Origin of the sequence: Flavobacterium sp. GCM10023249 (assembly GCF_042653365.1) — a bacterium.
In the GTDB taxonomy this organism is placed as follows: domain Bacteria; phylum Bacteroidota; class Bacteroidia; order Flavobacteriales; family Flavobacteriaceae; genus Flavobacterium.
Window position 1 is genome coordinate 780950 of the sequence record NZ_JBHSHZ010000006.1, and the last position, 25162, is coordinate 806111.

Genomic DNA, 25162 nt, shown 5'->3' on the forward strand with positions numbered 1-25162 from the left:
TTATGCAAAAATCTCCTATTACCGTATTTACTTCAATATTTTTTTTAGTTGCCGTTTTGTTTTTTGTTTTCTTTTCGATGACTCCACAGTATGATCCTTTGGATAAAGTTACTATTACAGAGTTTTCGACAAAAAGAGCATTGGAAAAGGTTAAAGCAATGACACAACAACCTCATTATGTAGGTTCTCCCAATCATGAAGTCGTCGCTCAATATTTGAAGAAGGAATTGCAATCGCTGGGATTACAGCCCCAAATTCAAGAAGGTTTTACTCTTTCAGATGGAGGTACTTTGGTCAAATCAAAAAATATTTTAGCCCGAATTAAAGGTTCTTCCAACTCTAAAGCATTACTGTTATTGTCACATTACGATAGCGCACCTCATTCGAAATCATTAGGTGCCAGTGATGACGCAAGTGGAGTAGCTACGATTTTGGAAAGTATCCGTGCCTATCAAGCCAATAAAGAACAGCCCAAAAATGATATTATTATTTTATTTACCGATGCGGAAGAATTGGGACTAAACGGTGCGGCTCTTTTTGTAACTCAGCATCAATGGGCCAAAGAAATTGGTCTTGCCATTAACTTTGAAGCACGCGGATCAGCGGGTCCGGCTTATATGCTAATGGAAACCAATCAAGGAAACGCCAAAATGGTGGAAGCTTTTCAACAAGGAAATTCAAAATTTACGGTTTCCAACTCTCTAATGTATAGCATTTATAAAATGCTACCGAACGATACTGATTTAACAGTTTTTAGAGAACAGGGCAAAATTCAAGGGTTTAATTTTGCCTTTATTGATAATCATTTTAACTACCATACTGCGCAAGATTCTTATGAAAATTTGAATCCAAATTCTTTAATGCATCAGGGTGCGAATCTGATGTCGTTACTACGCTATTTTGCCGATGCCGATTTATCCGATTTGAATTCTGCGGAAGACAAAGTATATTTTAGCCTACCTTATGCTTTTGTTACTTATCCTTTTGATTGGATTTTTCCAATGTTGATTATTACATCAGTATTATTTATATTCTTTGTTTTCGCTGGAATGGGGAAACAGGTTTTACTTCCGGCAAAAATGTTGGGTGGATTTTTACCTTTCTTGGGTGCTTTAATTGTCTCAGGGGCACTAACTTTCTTCGGTTGGAAGTTATTGTTGAAATGGCATCCGGAGTATTTGGATATCCAACAAGGTTTTACTTACAACGGACATGATTACGTTTTTGCTATTGTAAGTTTGACGCTTGCCATCTGCTTTTTGTTTTATCACTCTAATGAACAAAAGCCTTTAGAATACAACCAACTTATAGCGCCATTAGTATTTTGGTTGTTAATTAATACTGTTATTGCTTACAAATTGAAAGGAGCCGCTTTTTTTATCATTCCAGTTGTGGCTAGTGTATTGTTGTTGGGTTATCATGTAATTACTCAAAGATCTAAAGGGATACTGAATCTAGTCTTAGTAATTCCGACTTTAATTTTAATCGTTCCTTTTATACTTATGTTCCCGATTGGATTGGGATTGAAAATTTTAGAAGGAAGTGCCGTATTGACCGTTCTGGTGTTTGGATTGATGTTACCTGTTTTTGGTTCGTTTCCCCGTAAAAAAGCATGGTCAGGATTGTTTTTATTGTTGGCAGTTGCCTTTTTGGTGAAAGCCCACCAGTCGTCAGGCTATGAAAAAGGAAAAGCAAAACCGAACAGTTTGGTCTACCTTTATAACGCAGATCAAAACAAAGCCTATTGGACAACCTATGATAAGAACTTGGATGAATGGACTAAAGGGTACTTGGGTGAAAAACCCGACACAGCAACGGTTTTGAATAAAAATAAAATGTATAGCAAATACCAAGCAGGATTTACATTTATGGCTAAAGCACCAATTAAAAATATTGCAAAACCAAGTATCGATTTTGTGAAGGATTCGATTATTGGATCTAAAAGATATCTTAAAATTAGTATTACGCCAAACCGAAAAGTAAATCGTTATGATATCTTCTCAAACGGAACCACAGTCAGTAATTTGAAGGCTAACGGAGTGCAATCTTTGGATTTGAAAAGTAAAATATCGGGTTCAGAGAAAAATAAATTGATTACCTATTATGTGGTTGATCAGATTCCGTTGATTATGGAATTTACAATACCGAGGAATCAAAAACTGAATTTGGAATTAAAAGAAAGTTCGTTTGATTTGTTGGACAATCCAATGTTCAGTATCGCGAAAAGAAGAGATTGGATGATGCCAATGCCTTTTGTTTTGAATGACGCGATTGTTATTGAGCAAAAGATTATGCCAACTCCAAAAATCATTACTACCACTAATTTAATCACAACTCCTAATGGCACAAATTAGTATTCTAGGTTGTGGATGGCTAGGGTTGCCATTAGGCGAAACGTTACATTCGAAGAATTTTACCATAAAAGGTTCTACAACTTCTCCAGAAAAAATAGAGCGACTAATGGAACGAAACATTGTTCCATATTTAGTAACTATTTCTGAAAATGGAATTGAAGGTGATCTTACAGGTTTATTGAATGGCTCGTCGATTTTGATTATTGATATACCGCCTAAATTACGAGGTACGAATGCCGAAAATTTTGTCAAAAAAATACAATATTTAGTCCCATTTATAGAAGCATCTACAGTTGAAAATGTGGTATTTGTTAGTTCTACCTCGGTTTATGGTGAATCTAATGCTTTGGTTACAGAAGCCACTAGTCCAAACCCTGATACTGAAAGCGGAAAGCAATTATGGGAAGTTGAAAAAATGCTGCAAAATAATTCAGTGTTTAGCACTACTATTCTTCGTTTTGGAGGATTAATAGGAATAGACAGAAATCCTATAAAGCAATTGGCAGGAAAAGTAAACCTAGAAAATCCGGCATCGCCAATTAATTTTATTCATCAGGAAGACTGCATTGGAATTATTTGTTCAATTATAGAACAGCAAAGTTGGGGAGAAACATTTAACGCTGTGGCACCTTTTCACCCTTCAAGAGCAATCTATTACACTCAAATGGCCAATAGAATGGGGCTCGTTCCTCCTCAATTTTTAAAAGACAATAGTTCTACTGGAAAGGTAATCGGATCAGAGAAAGTAATCAATAAATTAAAGTATTCATTTAAGTTAGAATTGTACTGATGTTATCCAAAACTAAAAATAGTATTCTTCAAAAATCAGCATCTATAGGTTTGCCAATGTTGGCTTTGTTTTGGGTTTGCTTTTTTTGGGGCACTACTTGGTTGGCAAGCAAAGAAGGGGTAAAATATATGCCTGCATTGCAATTGGTAGCCATTCGTCAATTTATTGGAGGACTGTTTTATGTTCTCTATTTTGTTTGCAGGAAAGAACCATGGCCGAAGAAAAAACAATGGAAAACTATCTTTATCTTGAGTATTCTCAACTTTGTATTGAGTAATGGTTTAAGTACATTAGGGGTCAAATACATCTCTAGCGGATTGGGCGCAGTGATAGGAGCTATATTTCCTTTGTGGATTGTCATTATCAGTTTTTTTCAAGGGCAACGATTGTCGAAACTTGCCGTAGTTGGACTATTGGTGAGTTTTGGAGGAGTGTGTGTGGTTTTTTCCGATTATTTAAACGATTTGTTACGCCCGGATTTTCAGTTAGGTATATTATTATCATTGATCGCGACTATGACTTGGGCAGCTGGTAGTATGTATACTAAAAAGAAAGCGGCTAGTTTTAATCCCTATTTTAGTTTAGGATTACAGATGTTAATATCATGCATTATGCTTTTTGCATTTAGCGGAGCGACTGGAACTTCGGTTCCATTAACTGAAGTGCCTTCTCAAGCATGGTGGTCTATTGCCTATTTGGTGATTTTTGGATCCATAACCACTTTTATTGCATTCATTTATGCTCTGCAGAAATTACCCACAGAATTGAGTAGTATATACGCGTATGTAAATCCAATAATAGCGGTGATTCTCGGAAGTCTTATTTTTAGTGAACCTTTAACAATTGCTATTATAATAGGAGTAGGATTAGTAATATTGGGTATTTATTTGATCAATTATTCCTTGCGGAAAATAAAATAAAAAAGGCGCTATAACAGCGCCTTTTTAGTACAGTATTGTATAAATTACCAGATTTTAACTCTGTTTTCAGGTTTTACATACAATTTGTCACCTTCTTTGATACCAAATGCTTGGTAGAAAGTGTCAACGTTTTGTAGTGGTACATAAGCACGATAAATACCTGGAGCATGCGGGTCTGTTTTTACCTGGTTTTTAACCGCTTCGTCTCTCATTTTCGAACGCCAAATTGTTCCCCATGAAATGAAGAAACGTTGCTCCGGTGTAAACCCGTCAATGTCTGCTGGTCTTCCGTTTTTGTTTAAGTACAATTGTAAACCATCATAAGCAGCATTAACACCACCTAAATCACCGATGTTTTCACCCAAAGTGAATTTACCATCCACGAAAGTTCCAGGAAGTGGTTCCAATGCAGAATATTGATCAGCTAAAGCACCTCCTAATCCAGTAAATTGTTTCAAATCATCCTCAGTCCACCAGTTGACTAAATTCCCGTCAGCGTTGTAGCGCGATCCAGAATCATCAAATCCGTGAGAAATTTCATGTCCTATTACTGCACCAATTCCTCCATAGTTAACCGCCTCATCAGCTTTGTAATCGTAAAATGGTGGCTGTAAAATTGCAGCTGGGAATACGATTTCGTTGTACGAAGGGTTATAATAAGCATTTACTGTTTGTGGAGACATTCCCCAACGAGTTTTGTCTACCGGCTTTTTAAGGTCAGCAACATTTTCGGCAAATCCCCAACGAGCAACATTTTTCATGTTGTCATAGTAGTTTCCTCCTTTGTCCAGAGCAATAATTTCTAGTTTTGAATAATCTTTCCATTTGTCAGGATATCCAATTTTTACAGTAGATTTTCGTAATTTTTCGATTGCACCTTTGCGTGTAGCTGGTGTCATCCAAGGTAAATTGTTAATACGGTTTTCAAAAGCAAGGAAAACATTGTCAATCATTGCTTTAGCTTTTTCTTTAGCTTCAGCTGGGAATTTTTTCTCAACATATAACTTTCCTAAAGCTTCTCCAACAGTTCCATTAACAACTTGTAAAGCTCTTTCCTCACGAGGACGTTGTTTTAAAGCGCCTGTCAATGTTTTGCTGTAGAATTCCCAATTGGCAGTTTCAATATCAGTGGTAAGTACACCTGTTGATTTATTAATTAAAGTCCAACGTAAATAGGCTTTCCAATCTTCTATTTTATTTGCTTTGAAAATATCTTCTAAAGCAGTCATATATTTTGGTTGAGAAACCACCAAAGAATCTACTTTCCCGATACCGATACCTTGTAAATAATTCTCCCAATTGACAGATGGAGTTAATTTTTGCAAATCAGCAACTGTCATAGGGTTATAGGTATTTCTTCGGTCACGACGTTGAACGCGATCCAAACGAGGGCGAGACATCTCAATCTCTAGCGCTAATACTTTTTCTGCATTTTTTTGAGCCACCTCCGGTTTTTCTCCTAAAAATGTTAGCATTCTAGCCACGTGAGCTACATATTTATCGCGTTTTTCTTTAGAATCTTTATCTTCGGATACATAGTAATCTCTGTCTGGTAGACCAACGCTTCCTAGTCCGATGTAAACTACATTTCGATTCGAATTTTTAGCATCCGGTCCAACACCGGCTGTATAGAACCCAATACCACCTTCCGGCGTCATTTCAGTAATTAAAGCATTGATGTCTTTGACTGATTTGATGGCATTAATCTTTGTTAAATACGGTTTTAAAGGTTTAATTCCTTTTTTATTTCTGGTAACAGTATCCATGTACGTTTTGTATACATTTACCGCTTTTGCTTGATCCGATTTAGGATCTAAATTTTTAGAAGCCGCTTCTTTTAAAATGGCCAAAACATCGTTATCTGTATTTTGACGTAATTCGTCAAAACTTCCCCAGCGGGTTTTGTCGGCAGGAATTTCGGTTTTTTCATACCAAGCTCCGTTTACAAAACGGAAGAAATCATCACCGGGTTTTACAGAGCGATCCATTAAGCTAAGATCGATTCCTGGGTTTTTGGTGTTAAGTTTTTTGATATCCAGCTTGCTGTCTTGTGCATAACCTTGCGAAGCTGTGAAGCATAGTAAGGCCAATAAGCCAAATTGAGTTGGTCTTTTCATACTAATTTTTAATAATTCGTTTAACAGTACTTTGGTTGGCTGAAGTTATTTTTACGAAATAAATTCCGTTGGCAACAGCACTCAAGTCTAATGAGTATTCAAAATTTGAATTTGTTACATTTTTGCTGTTGAAAATTATTTTTCCGCTTAAATCGTAAACTTCCAATTTATCTATCGTTTTATTTCCGGAAGCTATCGAGAAAATACCATCAGAAGGATTTGGATAGATGCTAACATTCTGTAACTCAAAATCATCATTGGCAAGTGTTCCTTCAATTACAAAATCATCGACAACTACTCCTAATTGATTGGCACTTTCGTCGGTATGAAAAACAATTCTGAATATTACATTAGATTGCCCAACAAGGGTATTTAGTGGGTAAAAATAAGTTTTAAGCGTGTTGTCAGTTCCAGTCCATTGACCACCAGGACAATTGTTGCAATCAGTGCCTGAAGTTGCAGGTGTTCTGTTGCTGTTGTACCAGTTGGCGCCTTGACTACCTAATAAGTTCCAATTTTGTCCAAAATTGGTAGAATATTGAACATAAACAACATCCCAATTGTTTTCTAAATTATAAGCTAATTTGAATTTAATTAAAGGGTTAGTTGCGTTCGTTAAATTGTAACATTGAGAAATCAGATAGGCTTTCGTATTGTCTGGATAATTTCCTGTAAAGTTGGTTGTATATACATTGTTAGTTCCGGTTGCTAATGCACCATTGGTATTTACACCTCTTTGCCATTGGCTTGAAGTACTTCCTTCAGTATACGTTAATAAATTTTCAGGAGTGGTTTCGAACGTGTTTACCAATCCAATTGTTCCAGAATCGTTCACGTAAAATTTGGTTTTCCCTTTGTTGTTGTCTGAATAAGCATCACTTACAATTGTTGAAGTAACATTCAGTGTATAAATACCTTTCGATGCAACGACGAAACTTGGAATTGTAATGGATTGAGTTGCTCCAGGTGCAATTGTACCGTTCCAAGTCAAATTTTGAGGTGTACCATTATATTCATAAGTAATATCTACACTAGAAACGGGATTTGTACCACTGTTTTTAACACTGATTTGTGGTGAAATAGTCCCATTACAGGTAATGCTTTCTGAAGGTGCATCAACTGAAACCAATTTCAAATCGTTGGCAGGTACTTCTACAGGTATTGGCGATTGCCAGATTCCTCTTCCGTAAGTTGCTGCTGTAATTGTATTGTCTTCGATGTTAATTTCTAAATCGGTTACCGGAACGTTCGGCAAATTAATATCGAAAGGTTCCCATTGCGACATAGAATCGTCACGGTAATACACACCAAGCGTGGTGCCCAAATAAAGTGGGTTAAGCGTGTTTCTTCCTTGATGTCTGATTACATTTTTTCCAATAGCTGGTAAATTGGTTGAGAAATTCGTGAATGTCGTACCGCCGTCAATCGATTTTTGAGCTTGTCCACCTGTGCCCGATGTAGTTAAATAGACAATGTTACTGTTTGAATAATTTACACAGATAGAGGTTATTGTAGAACCAGCTGTATATGTATTCACAAATGTTACTCCTCTGTCAGTACTCTTGTACAATCGGGTTCCATTAGAAACATACATTGTATTGTCATTGCTTGGATCTACCGCAACCAATTCAATATCACCTGTTCCTATTGTACCCGTTGATTGTTGTGTCCATGCACTACCATTAAGTCGGTAAAGTCTACTGTAACCTGAAAAAATTTCTCCAGCAGAATTGGTCGCCAAAGGCGTTACCCAATTTCCTCCATCATCATTGGTTCCTTTTTCTGCAGCAGGAGCACTTACACTAGACGAGTTTGAATTTCCGGCATTGTTACTAATATACATTGTGCCGCCATATTGTATAAAACCATAGAATTTATTGCTGTCATTAGGATCAACACCAGTATCCATTCCATCGGCGCCATAATAATTTTTCCAAACACTACCACTGTAGGCATGTCCACCATTATCTTGTAGTCCACCCACTAATTTACCTGAAGATTGTTTCGAAACTGCTACTTTGTAGAATTGACTGATTTGTAATCCTGCAGTTAAGCTGGTAAAATTAACCCCACTATTAGAAGAAACATAAATCCCTCCATCTGTTCCGGCAAAAAGGCGATTCCCATAGAAACCCAAATAATGAATATCTGCGTGGGTATAACTTGCACTTGAAGGGGAACTCCAGTTATTTACTTTTACGGCTGTTGCACCACCATCGGTAGATTTCCAAACATTTAAGCATCCAGTAAACAATTCATCTGCATTGGTAGAAGATACGGCTAAAGCCAAATCATACCAAGATTGTGTTGATTCTAAAACATTAGTGGTTACATCGGTTTTTGTCCAAGTAGCCCCACTGTCAACGGAACGATAAATGCCTTGAAAACCATTTCCAGTAGTTGAACTTAAAATATAAATATAGTTTGAATTGGCAGGAGTAACATCCATTACTAGTCGTCCAGATGCTGCTGGTAAACCAGCCGCACCAGTGTTCATTGTAAAGGTTGCTCCCGTATCGGTACTTTTGTAAAAATTATCGCCATCTACAGCATATACTGTTGTGGGATCTGAAGGTTTTAATCGCAATGATCCTTGTGCGAAATTACCCGCTCTAACATTCGTCCATGAGGTACCTCCATTTGTTGTTCTGAAAATTCCTGAATTGGTAATGCACCAAAGAATTTGATTGTTTGTTGGATGGATAAATAAATCACCGGCTAGAGTTGTTCCTGAAAGCGCTCCAGTATTGGTCCAGGTTGTTCCTCCGTCTGTAGACTTAAATACACCGGCAAAATTAGTATCACTTGAGTCTTTGTCTCCTGTAGCAATATAAATTGTGTTTGGATTGGAATAATCTACAGCAATCCCCGAAACACCAATTTGTGGTAAATTATCGGTTAGTACTGTCCATGTAGAACCATTGTTAGTCGATTTCCAAAGGCCACCTGCTGGCGCACCTATGTATATTGTGCTTGGATTTGATGGGTCTACGCAAATGAAATTTACGCGGCCTTGACCAGAAGACCATGATCCTGTATTGGTATGTGTGAAAGGTCCAGTTGGAGTCCAGTTGCTTGTTGGTAATGCAAGACGAGCATTTTTGGAATTGTTTTTTTGTACCCAAGCCTTCCAAAGATCTTCCGAAGACATCAAGGTTCCATCTTCTTTAACTAGATTCTGCCAATAGTTTTCCCAACGTTTGAATGGCTTATGTCCAGAGCCTTTTGTATTATGATCTTTGTCTTCCCAATAGGTATTAAAAGCGGATACAATATCGTTAAATGTTTGTTCTTTTTTTGCGGTGCTATTTGGTTGCATCCAAGGAGCTTTGTCATTGTATTGTGAAAAGCCGGAGAATGAACCTAAAATAATTAGGGTTAACTGGTAGATTTTTTTCATTTTGGTTTAGTTTTGCCAAAAATAAAAATGTTTTGTTGTAATAGGAAAATTTTAACATTGTTTTTTCTTACAACAAAGAAACTAAGCCATTGATTTTTAATATTTTTGATAAAAATTCATTTGAATGACTTCTCAATTAAGAAAATACAAGACCTTTATTGTAACGTTAAGTTTGCTTTCAATTCTTTGTATCGTCCTATTTTATTTTGTTTTAAAACCTAAAAAAACCCTGCCAATTTACACTCCGTCAATGGTAAATCCAGAATTGGTAGATACAACGATCCAGCATATTGCGAACGAACATTATATTGCAGATTTTTCATTCCTTAATCAAAATGGAAAGAAAATCACCCAAACGGATTATGAAGGTAAAATCTATGTAGCTGATTTCTTTTTTACCACTTGCCCCACTATTTGTCCGAGAATGACTAACAATATGGCGTGGCTCCAGGATCAGATTAAGAATAATCCAAAAGTAATGTTGCTTTCCCATTCTGTAACCCCAGATATTGATAGCGTACCAGTATTAAAAGAATATGCGCAAAGAAATGGAGTACTTGACGCAAAATGGAATTTGGTTACAGGAGATAAAAAGGACATTTATTACATAGCCCGAAAATCGTATTTAGCTGTAAAAACGGGTAGACCAGAAGAAATGTACGATATGGTGCATACCGAAAATTTTGTTTTAGTAGATCAGAAAAGACGCGTTCGTGGATTTTATGACGGTACTAAAAAAGAAGAGGTTGAGAAGCTATTGCAAGACATTCTATTTTTAGCTGAAAAAGAATAATTTCAGTTGTTTGATATTTATCATATTTAGAATCGTTTTAATTAGTATTTTTGCAATCTTAATTCAATCTAAATAAGTGGAAGTTAATTTAGCACAACTACAAATTGGCCAAAAAGGAATCATACTGGATTTTGACATCGATTTAGTTCCTTTAAAATTATTGGAAATGGGTTGCTTGCCTGGAAACGAGGTGCAATTACTTCAAGTGGCTCCTTTCGGAGATCCTTTGTATTTGAATGTCAATGACTCTCATTTAGCAATACGTATTGAAACGGCTAAAGCTATTATAGTGCAAATTCCTAATGAAAACCTATAATGAAAGTTGGGAATATTAACATAGCACTTATTGGTAATCCTAATGTGGGAAAAACTTCGGTGTTTAATCAACTGACAGGCTTAAATCAACAAGTAGGAAACTATCCCGGAATTACCGTTGAAAAGAAAGTTGGCGTTTGTAAATTGGCTTCCAATCTTAAAGCAACTATTCTTGATTTACCAGGAACCTACAGTTTGAATGCAAGTTCTTTGGACGAAAATGTGGTAATCGAATTATTGCTCAACAAAAACGATAAAGACTATCCAGATGTGGCCATTGTGGTTACCGAAGTCGAGAATCTGAAGCGAAATTTACTGCTTTTTACTCAAATAAAAGACTTGGAAATCCCTACCATTTTAGTGATTAATATGGCTGATAGAATGTCCTACAAAGGGATTGAATTGGACATTCCATACCTTGAAAAAATACTGAAAACCAAAATTGCTCTTACCAGTTCTAGAAAAAAAGAAGGTATTGAAGATTTGAAAAACCTTATCATCAATTATAAAAACTTACCAACCGAACCTTGTTTGAATGCTTCGGAAATTGATCCGGTTTATTTTGGTAATCTTCGCAAAGCTTTCCCAAATCAGTTGTTGTATAAACTTTGGTTGGTAATTACACAGGATGTCAATTTTGTAAATTTAGACCGAAAAGAATTACCCAATCCTTCGTTTACCAAATCGAAAGACGAATTAAAAAGATTGCAGCATAAAGAAACGATTAAACGCTATCAGTTTATCAACGAAGTACTCAAAAATGGACAAACCATCAACACAAGTACGGCCAAAGATCTTCGCAGTAAGTTGGACCGTATTCTGATGCATAAAGTGTATGGTTATTTGATTTTCTTCGGAATTTTAATGCTTATTTTTCAATCCATTTTCGATTGGTCGAGTGTTCCGATGGATTTTATTGATGGTAGTTTTGCAACGCTTAGTTCTTACGCTAAAAATAATCTTCCGCCAGGAATATTAACCGACTTAATTGCCGAAGGGATCATACCGGGATTGGGTGGTATCGTCATCTTTATTCCGCAAATTGCCTTCTTGTTTCTCTTTATTTCTGTATTGGAAGAAAGTGGTTATATGAGTCGCGTGGTGTTTTTGATGGATAAAATCATGCGCCGATTCGGACTTAGTGGCAAAAGCGTAGTGCCTTTAATTTCGGGTACTGCTTGTGCTATTCCAGCGATTATGGCTGCCCGCAACATTGAAAACTGGAAGGAAAGATTAATCACTATTTTGGTAACACCTTTCACTACATGTTCGGCAAGATTACCCGTATATGCTATTCTGATTTCATTAATCATTCCTGATAGACGATTGTTTGGTATATTTAATCTGCAAGGATTGACATTAATGACGCTTTACATGCTAGGTTTCGGTATGGCGATTTTTTCAGCCTATATTCTGAACAAAGTTCTCAGAATTAAATCCAACAGTTATTTTGTTGTTGAGATGCCAGGTTATAAAGTGCCAATGTTTAAAAATGTGGCCATTAACGTTATAGAAAAAACTAAATCTTTCGTTTTTGGTGCCGGAAAAATCATATTGGCTTTGTCTGTTATTCTTTGGTTTTTAGGTTCCCATGGCCCTGATGCTACGTTTCATAACGCCGAAAAAATTATAGCGACCCAATTGCAAAATAAAAAAATTAGTGGTGATAAAGACGACTTAGTGGCTTCTTATAAATTGGAAAATTCATACATCGGAATTGTGGGTAAAAGTATTGAGCCTGTTATTAAACCTTTGGGTTACGATTGGAAAATTGGAATTGCCGTAGTAAGTTCTTTCGCTGCACGTGAAGTTTTTGTGGGTACGCTAGCTACAATTTATAGTGTGGGAAGTCATTCAGATGAAGAGACAACCATAAAAAAGAAAATGGCAGCTGAAGTGCATCCGGTAACTGGAGATAAAATTTTCAATTTCGCTACAGGTATGTCGTTGCTGTTGTTCTATGCTTTTGCGATGCAGTGTATTTCGACTTTGGCGATTACTAAAAAAGAAACAAACTCATGGCAATGGCCAATGGTTCAGCTGTTCTTTATGAGTGGATTTGCTTATGTTGTCTGTCTAATCGCCTATCAATTACTAAAATGATACAACAAATTATAGCTTTTGGACTTTTAGCAATAGCCATTGCTTTTTTGGTTAAGAAATTCTTTTTCAAAAAGAAGAAGAAGAACGATAAGAATTGCGGCAACGATTGCGGTTGTCACTAATAAATTAATTGAATATAATAATCTTTCGGATCAATTTGCTGATCTTGTTTCGGGTAAGGAGAGATGCTAATTTCTTTTAAAGGCGTTTTGCTTTCCGGTAAATGTTTGACAAACCATTCAATTACTTGTTTTTCTTTATTGGGCGTTATTGTTAATTGGGTCTGTTCAATTAATTTTCCGTTTTCGAAGGCTGCCGCTTCAAAGGTGATCTCGCCTGCCCAAATGCATTGCACTCCTTGTGGGCATCTTGAGTCATTGATGACTTTTACCAATACAATTTCCTTGTCTTTTTTTGAATCTAGTTTCTGGTTGATAATGTTGTCGTTTTGTGCAGTGGCACACCCGGCAAGTAATAAAGCGCTTGTAAAAAATTGTAAATACTTTTTCATAGAATGTTTTTTTATGCAATCATAAATGATTCACAAATTACACTTTTTTTACAAAAAGGTTGGCGGCTATTTTATTGGAAATCATCAGTTCTTTGTGACTGACTCTTATTCGTAATGACAAATCAAAGCTTTCTTTGGAAAGTACTTCAATTTTAGAACCTAAAGCAATTTCCTGTTTGTCCAAATACTGTAAAAATTCTGAAGAAGTGTCTTTTACTCCCACACAAACGCCTATTTGTTTTTCGGATAACTCGGAAAGCAATTGTTTTTCTACTTTAACAATCATTCCGTCGGCATTAGGGATGGGGTCGCCGTGCGGATCTTCTGTCGGATAGTTCAAAAACTCATCCAATTTATTGATTAACTTTTCTGATTTGATGTGTTCCAATTGTTCTGCAATATCATGTACTTCATCCCATGGAAAATCCAACTTGTCTACTAAAAACACTTCCCACAATCGATGTTTTCTGACAATCATTTTGGCCGAATGCAATCCTTTTTCGGTTAACGAAACGCCTTGGTATTTTTTGTAATTGACCAAATTCTTATCCGCTAATTTTTTTAGCATATCGGTTACCGATGATGCCTTCGTTTCCATCTTTTCGGCAATCGCATTGGTACTGATTTCCGAATCGAGTAGCGTCGTCAAATGGTATATGGTTTTTAGATAATTCTCCTCTGAAAATGTCATGCTTTACTTCTTTACTATGAACAAAGGTATAGAAATTTGATGGCGTAAACGATCAACAGTCGTTCCAAAAAGTAAATCGCTTAGGCCGGTATGACCGTGAGTTCCCATTACCAAAACATCAAAAGTACCTTCGTTGATAATCTTTGAAATGGCTTTGTTCGGTTTGCCGAAGCCTAAAATGGTATTCACATGGAAACCTTTTTCAGTAAGCATTTGTTTGTATTCTTCCAATAGTTTTTCATCTATAGAGGTTTCGCAGTCTTCTATATGTTCACCATACATCATGGCTCCAACGGTTTCAACAACATGAATTAACGAATATTGTGCTTCTTTTCCACCCAATTCAAATGCTTGATTGATTGCCGCTTCGTCAGCATTGGAGAAGTCAACCAAAATAGCAATGTCTTTTTTTGAATTACTGGCTGATGGCGAAAAATGTAATTTTAAATTATGCGGCGAATGATTGAGTAGGTCGGTTTTGGATTTTGATATAAAGGGTTTGAATACGATGTACAAAAGCAATAGTAAAAAACCAATTGCTAAAGGAACTACAGTAAACCAAAGTATTGTTGGGTTTTCCGAAGATTCTAATAAACCAACAATTTCCGAAAACACCAATTTAGCATTCAATGAAACGATAATAGTGGCAATTATCCATGCAGCAATTTGAGTTGGTTTACTAATGTGAAATCCTTTCATCTTGGATTTGTCACTCACAAAATGGATTAATGGTATAATTGCAAAACCCAATTGTAAACTTAAAATTACCTGACTCAGAATAAGTAGCTTACCGGTTACACTTTCTCCGAAAATTGATATGACAATGACAGCGGGTACTATTGCAATTAATCGGGTTAAAATGCGTCGAACCCAAGGTTGAATTCGAAGATTTAGATAGCCTTCCATAATAATTTGCCCGGCTAGTGTTCCTGTAATCGTCGAACTCTGTCCCGCTGCAATCAAGGCTACCGCAAATAAAACAGGCGCCCATTTGGTTCCCAACAATGGCGCTAATAATTGATGCGCATCCTGTATTTCAGCGACTTCAAAATAACCGTTTTTATGGAATGTAGCGGCAGCTAAAATTAAAATGGCAGCATTCACAAAAAAGGCCAAATTCAACGCAATGGTAGAATCAATAAAGTTGTATTTTAATGCTTGTTTGATACCTTGTTTACTACGATCAAATTTTCGGGTTTGTACCAAAGAAGAATGCAAATACAAGTTGTGCGGCATCACAGTAGCTCCAATAATTCCAATAGCAATGTATAAGGCAGTATCATTTGGAATAGAAGGAACCAAACCGGAAATAATTTTGCCTACTTCAGGTTGTGCAAATATCATCTCAAATACAAATGAAAAACCGATGATGGCTACCAAGGCAATAATGAAAGCTTCCATTTTTCGAATGCCTTTGTTGATCAAAAACAACAACAAGAAAGTGTCTAAAACGGTGATGAAAACGCCATTGATAAGCGAAATGTCAAACAATAAGTTCAAACCGATGGCCATTCCTAATACTTCTGCCAAATCACAGGCCGCAATAGCTATTTCTGCTAAAAAGTACAAAATGTAATTGACAAACTTGGAATAGGTTTCCCTAGAGGCCTGCGCTAAATCACGCTGCGTTACAATTCCTAATCGAGCACTTAAACTTTGTAAAAGCAATGCCATGATATTACTCATCAATAAAACCCAAAGTAAAGCATAACCAAACTGACTACCGCCAGCTAAATCGGTCGCCCAGTTCCCCGGATCCATATAGCCGACACTTATTAAGTAGGCTGGACCAAAAAAGGCTAGTATTTTTCTAAATAGGGAAGTTTTATTTTGTGTCGAAACCGATTCGTGTACTTCTTCTAACGATTTACTCATTTCTTTTATAATTGGTTAAGGCAAATTTAATTAAAATATTTGCTTTCTAAAATTTAATTTTTAGCTTTGTCTAAAAATTAATTTAAATATATAAAAATCACAATTGTGAAAAAGCTAATTATAGTTGTAGGAATCCTTTTGTGCAACTTATTGAACGCACAAAGCGTTAAAGGAACGGTGTCGTCGGATGGAATAACTTTTGAAAATGTTGTCATTACTCTTGATAAAATAAAAAAGGTAAAAACAGATAGTGAAGGGAACTATGTGTTCGAAAATGTAAGCCTTGGAAACCACGAAATCAGTGTGGTTTTTGAAAGCTTTCAAAGTCAGAAAAAGAAAATTGAAATTAAGGATACAATAGGTTTAACGGTAAACTTCGATTTGATTCCACAAAAACAAAAGCAGAATGAACTAGATGAAGTTGTGGTAACCGGAACGCTTAAACCGGTAAGCCGATTGGAAAGTGCAGTTCCTGTAGAAGTGTATAAGCCTTCATTTTTTAAAAAAAATCCAACAGCAAATATCTTTGAAGCGCTTCAAAATGTCAATGGTGTTCGTCCACAGCTCAATTGCAATGTGTGTAATACGGGCGACATTCATATCAACGGTTTGGAAGGACCTTATACCTTGGTTCTAATTGACGGAATGCCAATTGTGAGTGGATTGTCAACAGTGTATGGATTATCAGGTATCCCTAATTCACTATTGGAAAGAATCGAAGTCGTAAAAGGTCCTGCATCTTCGTTGTATGGTAGTGAAGCCGTTGGAGGATTAATCAATATCATTACTAAAAACCCTAAAAATGCTCCTTCTTTTGCCATCGACGGTTTTTCTACGAGTTGGGGTGAAGCCAATTTGGATTTAGGCTTGAAGGCAAATATTGGAAAGGAAATTTCGGTTCTTACGGGAGTTAATTACTTCAACTATTCAAAACCAATCGATAACAATGACGATAATTTTACCGATGTAACTTTGCAAGACAGAATATCGGTTTTTCAAAAATGGAACTTAAACCGAAAAAGTAAAAAGCTATTCTCTATGGCTGGACGTTATTTTTATGAAGACCGCTGGGGTGGCGAAATGCAATGGAGAAAAAAACACCGCGGTGGGAATGAAGTCTATGGAGAAAGTATTTACACAAGCCGCTATGAAATCTTAGGGGCGTATGAACTGCCGGTAAAAGAAAAACTACTATTTTCATTCTCGTATACAGACCACGATCAAAATTCGGTCTACGGGACCACTCCCTATTTAGCGAAACAAAAAATCGGTTTTAGTCAACTAACGTGGGATAAAAAAATAAAAAAACATGATTTCCTTTTCGGAACGGCAATCCGTTACCAATTGTACGATGACAATACTCCGGCTACCGTGAAAAAAGATGAAACATGGATTCCGAGTCTCTTCGCTCAGGATGAAATTAAACTGGCAGAAAAACATAGTGTATTATTAGGTGCTCGTTACGATTACAACAACAATCACGGTAACATTTTTACACCACGATTGGCTTATAAATGGAAGAAAAATGATAATACTATTTTCAGATTCAATGCCGGAACGGGTTTCCGTGTGGTGAATTTGTTTACCGAAGAGCACGCAGCACTTACAGGTTCTCGTGAAGTAATTGTTTTGGAAGATTTAAAACCGGAACGTTCCTACAATGCCAACCTGAACTTTCTGAAGAAGTTCTACTTGAACGACGGTAGTTTCATCGGTTGGGAAACGACAGCTTGGTATACGTATTTTACCAATTCAATCATCCCGGATTATGATACCAATCCAAATCAGATCATTTACAAAAACTTAGATGGTTTCGCTGTTACGCAGGGGATCAGTACCAATATCGATATGGTGTTTACCAACGGACTCAAATTCATCCTGGGAGCTACTTTTATGGATGTCAATAAAACGGAAAACGACGTAAAAACACGTCAGATTTTAACCGAAAGATTCACCGGTACTTGGTCGGTTTCGTATCGTATTCCGAAGTTTTATCTAGACATCGATTATACCGGAAATGTTTACGGACCAATGCGTTTACCTCATTTGGGCGAAAACGATCCAAGAAAAAAATATTCTCCGGTATGGAGTATTCAAAACATTCAGTTTACATTTAATAAGTTGAAGAATTGCGAGGTATACTTCGGAGTGAAAAACTTGTTGAATTGGACACCAAACAAAGGAAATCCTTTTATTATCGCCGGAGCAGATGATCCATTCGATGAAGATGTACAGCCAGGTGAACTAAGCTTCGATCCGGGTTATGTGTACGGCCCCAATCAAGGCATCCGAAGCTTTTTAGGTGTGCGATATACTTTAAAATAATGAAAAATTGTTGCATCATACTATTGTTTTTGTTGGCCTGGACAGGATTCGGGCAAATAAAAACGCATACTTTTCAAGAAGTCGAAACATTGAATAAAACAACACCAAAACCGACTTTGGTTTTTATACATACTTCTTGGTGTAAGTACTGTAAAATGATGGAAAATAGTACCTTCAAAAATCCGGAAGTGATGCAACTGTTAAATGACAGCTTTTATTTTGTTTCGCTCAATGCGGAGGAAAAAGCAGACATCACTTTTCTCAATCGTACGTTTCAGTTTAAGCCTTCGGGTACTACTACTGGTGTACATGAATTGGCAACCGAATTGGCCACAATAAATAATGAAATAGTATACCCAACAATTGCTATTCTAGGCACTGATTATTCCTTGCTTTTTCAAAAGCATTCTTTTACCAATGCAAAGGAATTGTTAGCAATACTACAAAAGCTCAAATAATTTTTACATTTTATCAGCATTGCATCGACTAATTCTTAAATTTGCGTTCTTATAAAAATTTAAGTCATGTTACAAATCGCAGTTATTAGAGAAAAAAGGGAAGAAGTGATTAAAGCGTTGGCCAAAAGAAATTTTGATGCAACCGCTATAGTTGATTCTGTAATTGCATTAGACGAAAAACGTCGTGCAACACAAGTGGAATTGGATAACATTTTAGCCGAATCTAATAAACTGTCCAAAGACATTGGCGCTTTAATGAAATCGGGGGAAAAAGCTAAAGCCGAAATCCTAAAAGAAAAATCAACGCAGTACCGTGAAAAAGGAAAAGAACTTTCGGAAGTGTTGAATGCGGTTTCTGAAGAATTAACGCTAGAATTATACAAATTACCCAATACACCGGCTGCTATCGTTCCGGAAGGAAAAACAGCAGACGATAACATCAATGTATTCGAAGAAGGTGAAATCCCGGTATTGCACGAAGGCGCACAACCACACTGGGAACTGATCAAAAAATACGATATCATCGATTTTGAATTGGGAACCAAAATTACAGCTCCAGGTTTTCCTGTGTATAAAGGAAAAGGCGCCAAGTTACAACGAGCGCTGATTGCTTATTTCTTAGATAAAAATACAGAAGCTGGTTACGAAGAAGTACAAGTACCTCACTTGGTTAACGAAGCTTCGGCTTATGGTACAGGACAATTGCCGGACAAAGACGGACAAATGTACCACGATGCCAAAGATGATTTGTATTTAATCCCTACGGCTGAAGTTCCGGTAACAAACATCTACCGTGATGTTATCTTACAGGAAAGCGAATTGCCGGTAACTGTTACAGGATATACGCCGTGTTTCCGTCGTGAAGCTGGTTCTTGGGGAGCACACGTTCGTGGATTGAACCGTTTGCACCAATTCGATAAAGTGGAAATCGTTCGCATCGAACATCCGGATAAATCACACGAAGCCTTAGATGGTATGGTGGAGCACGTAAAAGGAATCATGCGCGAATTGAAATTACCATTCCGTATCTTACGTTTATGTGGTGGCGACATGGGATTTGCTTCGGCTTTGACTTATGATTTCGAAGTGTTCTCAACAGCGCAGGATCGTTGGTTGGAAATTTCATCAGTATCTAACTTTGAAACTTTCCAAGCCAATCGCTTGAAATTACGCTTCAAAGGAAAAGATGGAAAAACACAATTGGCACATACATTAAACGGAAGTTCATTAGCATTGCCTCGTGTCTTAGCCGGAATCATTGAAAATTACCAAACGCCGGAAGGAATCGTTATCCCTGAAGTGTTACGCAAATACACTGGTTTCGATATCATCAACTAGAAGTTTAACGAAAACATAAAATGTACTAAAGTGGCAAAATTATTGCTACCTTAGTACATTGTTTTTTTATACCCATGAGAAATACTGTTCAAATCGTAGTGTTGCTAGTAAGCGGAATCGCTTTTGGACAAACGTATACTGTTACTCCTCCTAAAGACGGAAATCCTCAAGCGCACATGCAACAACAAGGTGGCGGTAACGAATTTCTGGCACAAAATTATTTTGACCGTGGCGAGTTCGATAAAGCCATTCTGATTTACGAAGACTTGATTCGTTCTCAACCCAATAACCACCAGTTTTTTCAAAGACAAATCGTCTGCTATCAGCAACTCAAAGAGTTTGTGAAAGCCGAAAATGCCATTAAAACGAAATTAGATAGAACAAAAGCACCGCAATTCTACGTAGAGTTGGGGTACAACTACCAATTGCAAAACCAATTGGACAAAGCACAAAAAAATTACAAACTGGCACTCGATAAAATCCAAGAAAATCCAAGTCATGTTTATGGTGTAGCGCGCGAATTTGAAAACAAAGTGCTCATTGCTCAGGCGATTGAAGCCTATACCTTGGCGCAACAATTGAATCCAAACAATAACTTCGATTACCAAATTGCGCTCCTGCAAGGCCAACTCGGTAAATTCGATCTGATGATTGATGCACTAATCGATTACGGTTATAAGTATCCCAATAACTTACTATTGGTACAAAACCAACTCAACCGATTCCTTGCCGAAGACCATAGTAAAGTATTTGCTGACTACCTGCGCAAGGCATTGTTGGTAAGAACACAAAAAAATCAAGACTTGTTCTGGAATCAATTCATGAGCTGGTTTTTTGTACAGCAAAAAGAATTCGGAAAAGCATTCATTCAGGAAAAAGCAATCTTCAAACGCAATCCGGATAATTTCAGCAACATTCTAAACCTGGCTCGCCTGGCTTCAGACGAAAAAGAAAAAGAAATCGAAAAGGAAATTTTAGAATTTGTCTTGGCCAATACACAAGATCGAGGTATTCTTATCGGGGTAAATCATGCCCTGCTGAAAATGGATATCGAAAATGCAACTCCAGCCGAATACCCAAAGCTTTCTCTTCGAATCAATCAACTGTTGGAACAGTACGGAATGTCAGGAAACACCTTACCGTTGCAACTCCTCAAAGCGCACTTCGATGCCTTTTATCTGAAACAGTTCGAATCGGCAAAAACAATACTCACTCAAGCATTAGATTTGCCTTTGGATTTATACCAAAAGGCAGAAATCAAACTGGAATTAGCCGATGTTTTATTGCTCAATGAAAAATTCAACCAAGCCATTATTTACTACGCTCAGGTAGAGGAAGAATTGGCCAATGACGAAATAGGCCATCAGGCTAGCTTGAAAATGGCCAAAGCAAGTTATTATAAAGGCGATTTTGAATGGGCGCAGCAACAGTTCAAAGTATTGAAATCGTCTACGTCACAATTAATCGCTAACGATGCCATGCAATTGTTTTTGTTAATCTCGGATAATACGGTGGAAGATTCTACACAAATGGCTTTGAAAAAATTTGCAAGAGCCGATTTCTTAACGTATCAAAATAAAAATGCTGAAGCATTGGAACAATTCAAGGCCATTCTGGAACAACATAAAGGACAAGCTATAGAAGATGAAACGCTGTTGCAAATCGGTAAAATTTACGAAAAGCAAAACAACTACCAACAGGCGTTAACCTTCTACCAACAAATCATCGACAAACACGCTGAAGATATTTATATTGATGAAGCCTTGTTCTTCTCTGCCGAGATTTACAGAAAACAGCTACAGGATAATGAAAAAGCAAAGAGTTTGTACGAGAAAATCTTGTTCAATCATCAAGATAGTATTTACTTTGTAGACGCTAGGAACAACTTCCGAAAATTAAGAGGAGACACTAATTTATAAATAGACTGGCTTAGACTAACTTAGGCATCTTGGAAAAAGAATAGATTGAAAGAATCTACTATTCTAACAATCTAAGAAGTCTAACAATCTAAGAAGTCTAATAATCGAAAAGAAATGATAATCTATAACGTTACTATAAACATCCATGAAAGTGTTCACGACCAATGGATGAACTGGATGCAAAACAAACACATCGCAGATGTGTTGGCTACTGGAAAATTCTCAGCAGCTCGAATGGTGAAAGTTTTAGTAGAAGAAGAAATGGGAGGCGTTACGTATTCCATCCAATATACAACCGACAGCAAAGAAATGTTGCAACGCTACTACGACGAAGACGCCGATCGCTTGCGAATGGAAGGACTGCAACTTTTTGGTGATAAAATGCTAGCCTTCCGAACAGAGCTGGAACTAATTTCAGAGCATTAATAAAAGACAGTTAGACTTACTTAGACTACTAAGATTTATGTATAATTTCTAAGGAGTCTAACAATCTAAGAAGTCTAAAAATCCAAACAATGCATAACAAGCTATCAGATTCTAAAGTGAATGTAAGAGGTCAATTGAGTGTCAACATTCCGGTTGCCCTAATAATCTGCTTTTCACTTGTTGTTTTGTCTATGTTTATGCAATCTAGGATGGCAGTTATCTTGGGATCAGCTATCGGATGGCTTTACTGGAAATATGCTACGCCAAAATGGATAAAATGGGCACACTCCAATGGCGTTGAGGCAGAACGAATTGCCGCAATCGGAAAACGCGGTTTCCTCGTTTGGAACAAACAATACGTAATTGATGTTATCGAAGGCAATAAAAAGCCTTGGTTCTAATTCTGACTTACTGTCTTTAGATTACTAGAAAGTCTAATAGTCAAACAGTCTAAAAATCTAAGAAGTCTAAGCAGTCTAAAAATCTAAGCAGTCTAAAAAAAATGGATAAAGTAAAAGCAAAAAAACACCTCGGTCAGCATTTCTTAAATGACGAAAACATCGCACAAAAAATAGCCGATGCACTTACCTTGGACAGGTATAATAAAGTATTGGAAATTGGTCCGGGAATGGGTGTGCTTACAAAGTACCTTCTGGAGAAACCCATCGAAACTTTCGTGATTGAAATCGATACCGAATCTGTGGAGTATTTGCAAAACCATTATATCAAACTGAGCAACAAAATCATTTCTAAAGATTTCCTGAAATACAACATCAACGAAGTCTTTCAAGGGGAACCGTTTGCTATCATCGGTAACTTCCCGTATAATATCTCGTCGCAAATCGTGTTCAGAACACTGGAAATGCGCGACCAAATCCCAGAATTCGCCGGAATGTTCCAAAAGGAAGTAGCCGAGCGTATCTGCGAGAAAAAAGGAACGAAAGCCTACGGAATCTTGTCGGTATTAACCCAAGCTTTCTACGATACCGAATACCTATTTACCGTATCAGAACACGTATTCACTCCACCTCCAAAAGTGAAATCCGGAGTAATGCGTATGAAACGTAAAGAAAATTATAAGCTGCCTTGCGACGAGAAATTGTTCTTCAACGTAGTAAAAACAGCCTTCAACCAACGAAGAAAAACACTCCGAAATAGCTTAAAAAGCTTTAATATGTCTGTTAATTTAAGAGAAGATAGTATCTTTGACCTGCGTCCGGAACAAATTTCGGTAGAGCAATTCATAGAACTCACTCAAAAAATCGCAGCCGATGGAGTTTAAAATCAGTAGAGACTTTCTTGTTCAAATCGAACAACTCATTAGTGAAAACCGTGCACAGGAACTCGAAAACTTGTTGCAGGATATTCACTTTGCTGATATTGCCGATATCATGGATGAGCTTGACGACTACGGTGCAAGCTACATCTTTAAGGTATTGGATTCCGAAAAAACAGCCGAAGCGCTTCTGGAATTAGACGAAGAAGTTCGTGTCAAAATCCTTAAAAACCTCTCGGCAAAAGAAATTGCAGAAGAATTAGATGAGCTGGATACCGATGACGCTGCCGATATCATCGCAGAATTACCGCAATCCAAAAAAGAAGAGGTAATCTCTGAGCTGGAAGACGTCGAACACGCAAAAGACATTGTCGATCTATTGCGCTACGACGAAGATACCGCCGGTGGTCTAATGGGAAAAGAGCTCGTGAAAGTAAACGAAAACTGGAACGTTTTAACCTGTGTTAAAGAAATGCGTATGCAGGCCGAACACGTTACCCGTGTGCATTCTATTTATGTAGTCGACGACGACGACCGCCTGAAAGGCCGATTGTCCTTAAAAGATTTATTAACCACTTCTACTAAAACACCAATTAGCGATGTCTACATCAAAAAGGTGGATTATGTAAAAGTGGATACCAAAGATGTCGAAGTGGCACGTATCATGCAAAAATACGACTTGGAAGCCATTCCGGTCGTAGATGAAATGGGACGCCTTGTAGGCCGTATCACCATCGACGATATTTTAGACGTGATCAAAGAGGAAGCCGACAAGGATTACCAGTTGGCTGCCGGTATCTCGCAAGACGTAGAAGCAGATGACAGCATCCTGCAACTTACCCGTGCTCGCTTGCCTTGGTTGGTCTTGGCCTTATTCGGCGGATTCATTAGCGTTCGTGTGTTGGGCTTCTTCGAACCGGCCATGAAAACGCATCCCGAATTGTTTTTCTTTACTCCACTAATCGCCGCAATGGGCGGAAACGTCGGAGTACAGTCGTCCGCAATCATTGTTCAAGGTTTGGCCAACAACGCCATCACCGGAAGTATCGTGGAACGCCTATTGAAAGAATTATCCCTGAGTTTGTTAAACGGCGTAATTTTAGCTTCCATATTGTTTCTGGGAAGTTATTACTTGCTCAATTTCGAAGCACACATCGGTGTAACCGTAACCGTAGCGCTCATCTCGGTAATCGTTATCGCATCACTCAACGGAACGTTTATTCCAATCATCTTGAACAAATACGGTATCGATCCGGCTTTAGCTACCGGACCTTTTATTACAACCAGTAACGATATCTTGGGAATCTTAATTTACTTCTCTATCGCTAGAATTATTCTTGGATTTTAAGTTAGACAAGTTAGACTTCTTAGATCAGTTAGATAGTTTAGATTGTTAGACTATCGATGAATTAAACACTCCAAAAGTCTCAGAAATCCAAGCAGTCTAAGTAGTCCAAGAAATCCAAGAAATCCAAGAAATCCAAGAAATCTAAAAATCTAAGCAGTCTAAGTAGTCTAAAAATCCAAGTAGTCTAAAAACCTAAGTAGTCT

20 protein-coding genes are annotated in these 25162 nt (G+C 37.3%); 15 read left to right on the forward strand and 5 right to left on the reverse strand.

What is annotated here, in order from left to right:
* The first annotated feature begins 2 nt into the window (after positions 1 to 2).
* The 3 genes from ACFO7M_RS05005 to ACFO7M_RS05015 are packed head-to-tail and all read left to right on the forward strand — an operon-like array spanning position 3 to position 4064.
* Positions 3 to 2354, forward strand: a complete 2352-nt coding sequence (locus tag ACFO7M_RS05005; RefSeq protein ID WP_379734367.1) for a M20/M25/M40 family metallo-hydrolase — start codon at positions 3 to 5, stop codon at positions 2352 to 2354.
* Positions 2341 to 3144, forward strand: a complete 804-nt coding sequence (locus tag ACFO7M_RS05010) for an SDR family oxidoreductase (RefSeq protein ID WP_379734369.1) — start codon at positions 2341 to 2343, stop codon at positions 3142 to 3144. The genes ACFO7M_RS05005 and ACFO7M_RS05010 overlap by 14 nt, the downstream gene beginning before the upstream one ends.
* Positions 3144 to 4064 (forward strand): DMT family transporter, encoded by a 921-nt coding sequence (locus tag ACFO7M_RS05015; RefSeq protein WP_379734371.1) that lies wholly within the window; start codon positions 3144 to 3146, stop codon positions 4062 to 4064. Before ACFO7M_RS05010 ends, ACFO7M_RS05015 begins: the two co-directional genes overlap by 1 nt.
* 44 nt (positions 4065 to 4108) lie before the next feature.
* Here ACFO7M_RS05015 and ACFO7M_RS05020 read toward each other — a convergent pair whose 3' ends face one another.
* Together ACFO7M_RS05020 and ACFO7M_RS05025 are read right to left on the reverse strand one after the other, a co-directional pair.
* Complete coding sequence (locus ACFO7M_RS05020; protein WP_379734373.1) at positions 4109 to 6181, reverse strand: M13 family metallopeptidase; 2073 nt, start codon at positions 6179 to 6181, stop codon at positions 4109 to 4111.
* 1 nt (position 6182) lies between these two features.
* Positions 6183 to 9581, reverse strand: coding sequence for a T9SS type A sorting domain-containing protein (locus ACFO7M_RS05025; protein WP_379717464.1), 3399 nt, complete (start codon positions 9579 to 9581; stop codon positions 6183 to 6185).
* 124 nt (positions 9582 to 9705) lie between these two features.
* Here ACFO7M_RS05025 and ACFO7M_RS05030 point away from each other — a divergent pair, with 124 nt between their 5' ends.
* The 4 genes from ACFO7M_RS05030 (at position 9706) to ACFO7M_RS05045 (ending at position 12914) form a co-directional block, all read left to right on the forward strand.
* On the forward strand, positions 9706 to 10374 hold the full coding sequence (locus tag ACFO7M_RS05030; RefSeq protein WP_379734375.1) for an SCO family protein: 669 nt from the start codon (positions 9706 to 9708) through the stop codon (positions 10372 to 10374).
* 76 nt (positions 10375 to 10450) lie between these two features.
* Complete coding sequence (locus ACFO7M_RS05035; protein WP_379717460.1) at positions 10451 to 10690, forward strand: FeoA family protein; 240 nt, start codon at positions 10451 to 10453, stop codon at positions 10688 to 10690.
* Complete coding sequence (feoB, locus tag ACFO7M_RS05040) at positions 10690 to 12792, forward strand: ferrous iron transport protein B (protein ID WP_379717458.1); 2103 nt, start codon at positions 10690 to 10692, stop codon at positions 12790 to 12792. The genes ACFO7M_RS05035 and feoB overlap by 1 nt, the downstream gene beginning before the upstream one ends.
* Entirely contained in the window at positions 12789 to 12914 is a 126-nt protein-coding gene (locus ACFO7M_RS05045; RefSeq protein WP_379734376.1) for a FeoB-associated Cys-rich membrane protein, read from the forward strand. The genes feoB and ACFO7M_RS05045 overlap by 4 nt, the downstream gene beginning before the upstream one ends.
* Here ACFO7M_RS05045 and ACFO7M_RS05050 read toward each other — a convergent pair.
* From ACFO7M_RS05050 to ACFO7M_RS05060, 3 genes are read right to left on the reverse strand one after another with little or no spacing between them, the layout of a single operon-like run.
* Positions 12911 to 13303 carry a lipoprotein gene (locus tag ACFO7M_RS05050; protein ID WP_379734378.1) on the reverse strand — a complete coding sequence of 131 codons (393 nt, stop codon included), beginning with the start codon at positions 13301 to 13303 and terminating at the stop codon, positions 12911 to 12913. The two genes, ACFO7M_RS05045 and ACFO7M_RS05050, sit on opposite strands and share 4 nt — an antisense overlap.
* A 37-nt stretch (positions 13304 to 13340) precedes the next feature.
* Positions 13341 to 13994, reverse strand: coding sequence for a metal-dependent transcriptional regulator (locus ACFO7M_RS05055; RefSeq protein ID WP_379717452.1), 654 nt, complete (start codon positions 13992 to 13994; stop codon positions 13341 to 13343).
* 3 nt (positions 13995 to 13997) lie between these two features.
* On the reverse strand, positions 13998 to 15869 hold the full coding sequence (locus tag ACFO7M_RS05060) for an Nramp family divalent metal transporter (protein WP_379717450.1): 1872 nt from the start codon (positions 15867 to 15869) through the stop codon (positions 13998 to 14000).
* 105 nt (positions 15870 to 15974) lie between these two features.
* Between ACFO7M_RS05060 and ACFO7M_RS05065 the strand changes: the two genes are divergently transcribed.
* The 8 genes from ACFO7M_RS05065 (at position 15975) to mgtE (ending at position 24959) form a co-directional block, all read left to right on the forward strand.
* Positions 15975 to 18194, forward strand: coding sequence for a TonB-dependent receptor (locus tag ACFO7M_RS05065; protein WP_379734380.1), 2220 nt, complete (start codon positions 15975 to 15977; stop codon positions 18192 to 18194).
* Positions 18194 to 18652, forward strand: coding sequence for a thioredoxin family protein (locus tag ACFO7M_RS05070; protein WP_379734382.1), 459 nt, complete (start codon positions 18194 to 18196; stop codon positions 18650 to 18652). Before ACFO7M_RS05065 ends, ACFO7M_RS05070 begins: the two co-directional genes overlap by 1 nt.
* Positions 18653 to 18718: 66 nt before the next feature.
* A complete protein-coding gene (gene serS / locus ACFO7M_RS05075; RefSeq protein ID WP_379717444.1) occupies positions 18719 to 19990 on the forward strand; it encodes a serine--tRNA ligase in 1272 nt (423 codons plus the stop codon).
* Positions 19991 to 20064: 74 nt separating this feature from the next.
* Positions 20065 to 21909, forward strand: a complete 1845-nt coding sequence (locus ACFO7M_RS05080) for a tetratricopeptide repeat protein (protein ID WP_379734384.1) — start codon at positions 20065 to 20067, stop codon at positions 21907 to 21909.
* Positions 21910 to 22023: 114 nt separating this feature from the next.
* Positions 22024 to 22335: a DUF4286 family protein gene (locus ACFO7M_RS05085; protein WP_379717440.1), complete on the forward strand. Its 312-nt coding sequence runs from the start codon at positions 22024 to 22026 to the stop codon at positions 22333 to 22335.
* A gap of 89 nt (positions 22336 to 22424) precedes the next feature.
* Positions 22425 to 22736 carry a hypothetical protein gene (locus ACFO7M_RS05090; RefSeq protein WP_379734386.1) on the forward strand — a complete coding sequence of 104 codons (312 nt, stop codon included), beginning with the start codon at positions 22425 to 22427 and terminating at the stop codon, positions 22734 to 22736.
* Between the two features lie 101 nt (positions 22737 to 22837).
* Positions 22838 to 23617, forward strand: coding sequence for a 16S rRNA (adenine(1518)-N(6)/adenine(1519)-N(6))-dimethyltransferase RsmA (gene rsmA / locus ACFO7M_RS05095; protein WP_379734387.1), 780 nt, complete (start codon positions 22838 to 22840; stop codon positions 23615 to 23617).
* A complete protein-coding gene (gene mgtE, locus ACFO7M_RS05100) occupies positions 23607 to 24959 on the forward strand; it encodes a magnesium transporter (protein WP_379717434.1) in 1353 nt (450 codons plus the stop codon). Before rsmA ends, mgtE begins: the two co-directional genes overlap by 11 nt.
* Positions 24960 to 25162 lie beyond the last annotated feature (203 nt).